The organism is Calothrix rhizosoleniae SC01 (assembly GCF_900185595.1).
In the GTDB taxonomy this organism is placed as follows: domain Bacteria; phylum Cyanobacteriota; class Cyanobacteriia; order Cyanobacteriales; family Nostocaceae; genus Calothrix_A; species Calothrix_A rhizosoleniae.
In genome coordinates this window covers 68,074-74,372 of the sequence record NZ_FYBH01000114.1, presented here as the reverse complement: position 1 = coordinate 74,372, position 6,299 = coordinate 68,074, and the positions used below count along the sequence as shown (strand labels likewise).

6 protein-coding genes are annotated in these 6,299 nt (G+C 40.6%); 2 read left to right on the top strand and 4 right to left on the bottom strand.

Features of this window, described 5'->3' with window-relative positions:
- Positions 1-144 precede the first annotated feature (144 nt).
- Entirely contained in the window at positions 145-765 is a 621-nt protein-coding gene (locus CALSC_RS06595) for a Uma2 family endonuclease (RefSeq protein WP_088240589.1), read from the top strand.
- A 54-nt stretch (positions 766-819) separates the two neighbouring features.
- Here the strand turns inward: CALSC_RS06595 and CALSC_RS06590 are convergent, their stop codons facing one another.
- From CALSC_RS06590 to proS, 4 genes are all read right to left on the bottom strand, one after another.
- Positions 820-1,395, bottom strand: a complete 576-nt coding sequence (locus CALSC_RS06590; RefSeq protein WP_088240588.1) for a dihydrofolate reductase family protein — start codon at positions 1,393-1,395, stop codon at positions 820-822.
- 171 nt (positions 1,396-1,566) lie between these two features.
- Positions 1,567-2,022: a GFA family protein gene (locus CALSC_RS06585; RefSeq protein WP_456151087.1), complete on the bottom strand. Its 456-nt coding sequence runs from the start codon at positions 2,020-2,022 to the stop codon at positions 1,567-1,569.
- Positions 2,023-2,198: 176 nt separating this feature from the next.
- The gene (locus CALSC_RS06580; protein WP_088240586.1) at positions 2,199-2,681 is read right to left on the bottom strand and encodes a cupin domain-containing protein; all 483 of its coding nucleotides are present in this window, start codon (positions 2,679-2,681) and stop codon (positions 2,199-2,201) included.
- Between the two features lie 220 nt (positions 2,682-2,901).
- The gene (gene proS / locus CALSC_RS06575; protein ID WP_088240585.1) at positions 2,902-4,707 is read right to left on the bottom strand and encodes a proline--tRNA ligase; all 1,806 of its coding nucleotides are present in this window, start codon (positions 4,705-4,707) and stop codon (positions 2,902-2,904) included.
- 149 nt (positions 4,708-4,856) lie between these two features.
- Between proS and CALSC_RS06570 the strand changes: the two genes are divergently transcribed.
- Positions 4,857-6,260: a 1-acyl-sn-glycerol-3-phosphate acyltransferase gene (locus CALSC_RS06570; RefSeq protein ID WP_407641891.1), complete on the top strand. Its 1,404-nt coding sequence runs from the start codon at positions 4,857-4,859 to the stop codon at positions 6,258-6,260.
- Positions 6,261-6,299 lie beyond the last annotated feature (39 nt).

Below are 6,299 nucleotides of genomic sequence, written 5' to 3'. Positions count from 1 at the left end.
AACCTACTTAATTATGACCAAAAAAATTGGATACAAACCCCCGGATTCATCCGTGGAGAGGAAAAAATACTTTCTGAGTTTCATTAGCCCTTCGATTCATCGATGGGGAAACTGATAACTGATAACTGATAACTGATAACTGAAATGACTCAAGCCATACCCAAACTAATAACCTTTGAGGAATTTGTCGATCGCTTACCTGAAAATTCTGGGATACGCCATGAACTACATAATGGGGAAATCATTGAAATGGCACGACCAGTAGGAGACCATGAAGAAGTTAAAGGTTTTTTAGGTATCGAAATTCCCGTTGAAATCAAACGTCTGGGACTACCCTACGTTATTCCTAACCAAGCCATAGTCAGACCTCCTGAAAAAGATTCTGGTTATTTTCCCGATGTGTTGGTGTTAAACCGGGCAAATCTGGTAAATGAACAATTATGGAAGAAATCATCTACCCTTAGTTTGGGTGCGTCCATCCCTTTGGTGATTGAAATTGTATCGACCAATTGGCGAGATGATTATTATTTAAAGTTTGCTGATTATGAGGAGATGGGTATTCCCGAATATTGGATTGTGGATTATGCCGCATTGGGTGGACGTAAGTTTATTGGTAATCCAAAACAACCAACAATTTCTATCTGTAACTTAGTTGATGAAGAATATCAAATCAGTAAGTTTCAAAATAATGATGTGATTATCTCCCAAACTTTTCCTGATTTAAATCTCACTGCAAATCAGATTTTTCAAGCTGGTTTGATGTAGTATTTTCATTGCTCTACTCAACCAAGGATAATTACTATTTGCTTGTCCAAAGGTTTACTCTATCCTATAGTGAAGCACTACGACACCGTTACCATATATCTTTCTATCGATAAGCTTTAAAGCAGTCTGCTGAATCACTCCGGAAAAAAGTGGAATACCCGAACCCATCAGGAATGGGCTTACCTTCAAGATTAGCTTATCAATTAAGCGGTTAGCAAAAAAGGTTGTGGCTAAATCTCCACCACCACACAGCCAAATGCCCTTACCTACTTCATTTTTCAGACCTTTGACTAATCCAACAGCATTGTCACCAACAAGTTCAACATTCTCATCAGGGCTTTCTTTTATGCTGCGTGAAAATAAATACTGTTTCATGTGTGAGTAAGGGCTTGTCACTCCTTCTTTTAGTCCTATCTCATAGGTTTTTCGCCCCATAAGCACAACATCAAACACTTTGTTTTCACCATGAATATTCATGGCATTGCGGAGGTGGGATGGAACAGTTTCAGGAAAAGATGCAAATATATCTGCTAAATATTCACTATCTTGAGAAAAACCGTCATGTGAGCCATCATGGTGAGCGATGAATCCATCAACACTGCAAGCTACATAATAGGTTAATTCTCGCATATTGAACTCCTCAATTGAATGAACCCATTAAGTTGAAGTACACACTTCCCATATCCCAACATCTACCGAATGCTTCACAAGAACATTTTAACCTCTGCACTTTTGCAAGGGATGAGCCAAAGGCTTGATGCTTTGCATATCGAACTATTGTTATATTCAACAAGCAACTTGTTAGGCATGACTTGGTTCATACTGATTTAACCATGCCTGATATAAAGGCTCAAAGCTATCCGGTTGCTTTTGAAAATACAATTTACTTTCCGGGATAACCACTCCTGTTTGAGCACTACTTAACCATAAATGAGCGACAGGATTAATCCATTTTGTTTTATCTAGAGTACCTGGCTTTACATTCACAATCTCTTTATTTCTCAGAGGCTCATGAAATAACCTCGTGCCACATTCAGGACAAAAAGCACAATTTACGGTTCTACCACTATTGGATGTTCTGCTCCAATATTTAGGGTTGCCGCTAATGATTTTGAATCCTATTTTCGGAACAGGCATAGACATACCAAAACCCGATGAAGACTGTTTTTGGCACTCGGTACAATGGCAAGCATAGAGAGTAAGAGGCATACTATTAATTTCATATTTGATTGCACCGCATTGGCAACCCCCCGTCATTGGTAACGAAACCTTAATTTTGCTACCCATGTGTCATCCTAGATTTATTGCTTAAATATTTTTCTGTATATCATACCAATGGAATTTTGTTGTAGGTTGGATAGTAATGTAGTGGAACCCAAGAAAAACAAGACTGTTGGGTTGCGCCTTGCTCCACCCAACCTAGTTTATATTTATTATGCCTTTTTCCCCGCAGTTGGCTCATCTATATTTTCAATATCAACAAGGTTCCATTTCAAGCCTTTATTCCGATATATACGTTTGTTGAGTTTTGGATAATCACCGACATCATGGTCAAGACGTTGACCAACAACAATGCACTTCAATAAAGAGCTACCGCTATTTATAAGTGTATGTGGCTCTCCCCCTGCCCGATAACCGATAAAGTCACCTGCTTTGACAAGATATTTATTATCTCCAATGGTTGCTTCTGCTTCGCCTTCCAGGATATAAACACATTCATCTTCGTGATAGTGCATATGTAGCTCTGTGGACTCATCTCCTGGTTGGATTTCTATGAGATGAAAACCAAAGCCAGTTAAACCTGTTAGATCCCCTAAAGATTTATTCAGTCTGCGAGCTTTCTGATTGAGAAAATGAGTTTTTTGAATACCTTCATACTCCTCTATTTCTTCTTTTGTGATGATATATTTTTCCATATCACTACCCTTGATAAGTATAGTTATACCATTTTGAAAAAAGAATGTGACATATGGGTAGGGCACGGCACCAGTAAGATAATTTTACATACCAAAAGATTGTGGATGTTCCCTACGAAAAATGTATGTGTCGCAAACATTATTTGAATTGGTATTATTTATCATAGGAAAATTTTACATCTATGATGGGGTGGGCATCCATTCCTCACCCCTTTAATTATTAAACTTTCAATTCCTCCTCAACCCAATTTTTCAAAGTAGAAACCACTTCCTCGATCGCAATTTCATCAGACTCTTTACTTGCCCTTTTCACCACCTCAACTTTGCCATTAGCCAAGGCTTTCCCGGTGACAATCCGGTAGGGAATACCCACCAAGTCAGCATCTTTAAATTTAACTCCCGCTCGCTCCTTACGGTCATCTAGTAAGGTTTCCACCCCAACTTTATTTAACTCTGTATAAAGTTGCTCGGCAACTTCTACCTGTTTACCATCATTAATATTGGGAATACAAATGATCGCATGATAGGGTGCGATCGCAACTGGCCAAATTATCCCATCTTTATCGTAGGATTGCTCTACCGCAGCCTGTGCCAATCGAGAAACTCCCACACCATAACAACCCATCCATAGGGGTTCATCTTTCCCTTCTGGGGTAGTATAGGTTGCTCCCATTGCTTGGGAATATTTTATACCTAACTGGAAAATATGCCCCACTTCAATTCCCCGAGCACTTTGTAATTTTTGCTCTGGATTATGCACGGCGCGATCGCCTGCTTTGGCTTTACGTATATCTACTATTTCTGGTATTTTAAACTGCTCTCCCCAATTTGCTCCAACGACGTGATATCCAGACTCATTTGCCCCGGTGACAAAGTCCTTCAGGTCAATGGCGGTTTTATCTACTAAGCGCAAGAATTTACCATGTACCTGTTTTTTGGTATCAATATATGCATCAACCAGATCAGGGGCGATATAACCCAAAGGCAAGGATTTAGCTGCCCATGTTGATTGAGATTCGGTATTAGGTATGGTAATTGCCAGGATGGTTTTAGCTTTGTATTGGGGAGCCAGTTTGGTTAATTCGTTCTGCAATTTGACATCATTAATTTCCTGATCACCACGGATACTTACCAGTACTAATACCGTTGTTCCGTTGTCATAAATAGTTTCGTACAGAACATTTTTCACTACCTGGGTGGGAGAACATTTGAGGTAATGACAAACTTTTTCAATGGTTTCTGTTCCTGGAGTTGACTTTTTTTCGTAACTGGTAAAGCTAGAAGCTTCGGCATCTACGGGTAAAGAAACCGCCTTTTCCACATTAGCGGCATATTGCCCATCCTCAGTATAAAGAACTTCATCTTCCCCAGCTTCCGCCAACACCATAAACTCCTGGGAACCGGAACCACCAATAGCTCCGGAATCAGCTTGGACAGCACGAAAAGCTAAACCACTACGCCGCAACATATTACTATAAGCGGTGTACATATCTTGGTAAGTAGCTTGCAAGCTCTCCTCATCACCATGGAAAGAATAGCCATCCTTCATAATAAATTCCCGTCCCCGCATCAACCCAAACCGGGGGCGAATTTCATCTCGGAATTTAGTTTGAATTTGGTATAGGTGTATGGGTAACTGGCGGTAGGAACGAATCATATCCCTAGCTACCGTAGTAATTACCTCCTCATGGGTGGGTCCCAAAGCCAAATCCTGTTCCCGGCGATCGCCCAAGGCAAACATGATACCCTCAGCTTTAGTATAGGTATCCCACCGTCCCGATTCTTTCCATAGTTCGGCTGGTTGTAACTGGGGTAAAAGGCATTCCTGGGCACCGGTGGCGTTCATTTCCTCCCGCACTATTTGGGATACCTTTTGCAATACCCGCCACATTAAGGGTAAATACGCATAAATACCACTGCCAATGCGACGAATATAACCTGCCCTCACCAGTAATTTATGACTGGGGATTTCTGCATCCGCTGGGTCGTCTCTGAGTGTGACAAATAACATTTTTGACAGTCGCATTGTTTCTCCTATGTTTGGGTTTGCTAATTTTTATGTCAGTTCAAGTTTAAAAGTTCGCCTAAAAGCTGAAGTATAAAGGATATACGGCACAACCGCAGGATAAATATTTTTATTCTTGAGTCAATTACCATTTGTCTATCCTAAATTTTATGTATAAAGCACAACCACCTTTAGAATTTATCCCTCCAACATTTAATCCTTGGTTGCTCAAAACATTGCATTTGTTCCTTCCCCAATGGATTACTTGGAAAACAGGAATTGAGCAAATTGAAGCAGACAATATAGAGGTTTTGGTGAATCTATATCGTCAGTTTCAAGAGGGAAAAATTCGTTTTTTGCTGGCATTTCGCCATCCCCAAACTCAAGATCCTCTGTGTTTGGGCTATTTGCTTTCCCAGCTAGTGCCTAAGGTAGCACGACAGAAAAATATAGCACTAAAATCGCCAATTCATGCCCATTTTATCTATGATCGCGGCATTCCTTTGTGGGCTGGTTCCCATATTGGTTGGCTGGCTTCCCGGTTGGGTGGTACGCCAATTCAACGGGGTAAGGCTGATTGGACGGGATTGCGCTCGGCGCGTAATTTATTTGCCAATGGTGATTTGCCGATGGCGGCTGCACCAGAAGGAGCCACCAATGGTCTTTCGGAGATTATCAACCCCCTAGAACCAGGAATCGCTCAATTGGGCTTTTGGTGTGCGGAAGACTTACACAAAGCTGGTAGGGATGAGCAGGTTTTTATTTTACCAGTTGGCATTGAATACAGTTATATTAATCCTCCTTGGGATGCGATCGCTAATCTATTAAGTCAATTGGAAGGGGTTAGTGGGGTGTCTGGAGAAACAAATAAGTTTAACGTCTCTACTTTGAGTTCCCAATTACCATCTGCATACCATTCTCTATATCCTAGGCTATTACGGTTATCAGAACATTTACTATATTTAGTAGAAAATTTTTATACTCGATTTTATCACCAAAAATTACCCAAACCAGAGATTGTGATCGAAGGAAGTCAAGATATTAATCAAGCGATCGCTATTCGTTTACAGGCTTTACGAAATGTAGTTTTACAAGTAGCAGAACAATATTTTGATTTATCAGTTAAAGGTAATTTTAATGACCGTTGTCGCCGAGTAGAGCAGGCGGCATGGAATTATATGTTTCGGGAAGATTTTAAAGATATAAGTGCATTGTCATCCCTAGAAAAGGCATTGGGCGATCGGGTGGCGGAAGAAGCGAATCTACATATGTGGCATATGCGGTTGGTAGAAAGTTTTGTGGCGGTGACGGGTAGTTATATTCGTGAAAAACCTACCCCGGAAAGATTTGCGGAAACTACTTTACTAATTTGGGATATGGTAAACCGGATTCAGGGTAGTAATCCCTTCAAGCGTCCACAGTTGGGTAAGCAAAGGGCGAAAATTACTATTGGCGAACCGTTGTCTGTGTCTGAACGTTATCCGGTTTATAGCAATTCCCGTCGCAGTGGGAGACAAGCAGTAATGGATTTGACAAATGATTTGCAACAGGTTATGGAAGGGTTGATTAAATAATTGGTAATTGCTATGTAACTAGTGCTTTTGCGTTACAAT

Excerpts from the sequence above, each read along its gene's own strand:
- CALSC_RS06595 (WP_088240589.1), top strand. The coding sequence starts at position 145 with ATGACTCAAGCCATACCCAAACTAATAACCTTTGAGGAATTTGTCGAT.
- CALSC_RS06590 (WP_088240588.1), bottom strand. The coding sequence starts at position 1,395 with ATGCGAGAATTAACCTATTATGTAGCTTGCAGTGTTGATGGATTCATC.
- CALSC_RS06585 (WP_456151087.1), bottom strand. The coding sequence starts at position 2,022 with ATGACGGGGGGTTGCCAATGCGGTGCAATCAAATATGAAATTAATAGT.
- CALSC_RS06580 (WP_088240586.1), bottom strand. The coding sequence starts at position 2,681 with ATGGAAAAATATATCATCACAAAAGAAGAAATAGAGGAGTATGAAGGT.
- proS (WP_088240585.1), bottom strand. The coding sequence starts at position 4,707 with ATGCGACTGTCAAAAATGTTATTTGTCACACTCAGAGACGACCCAGCG.
- CALSC_RS06570 (WP_407641891.1), top strand. The coding sequence starts at position 4,857 with ATGTATAAAGCACAACCACCTTTAGAATTTATCCCTCCAACATTTAAT.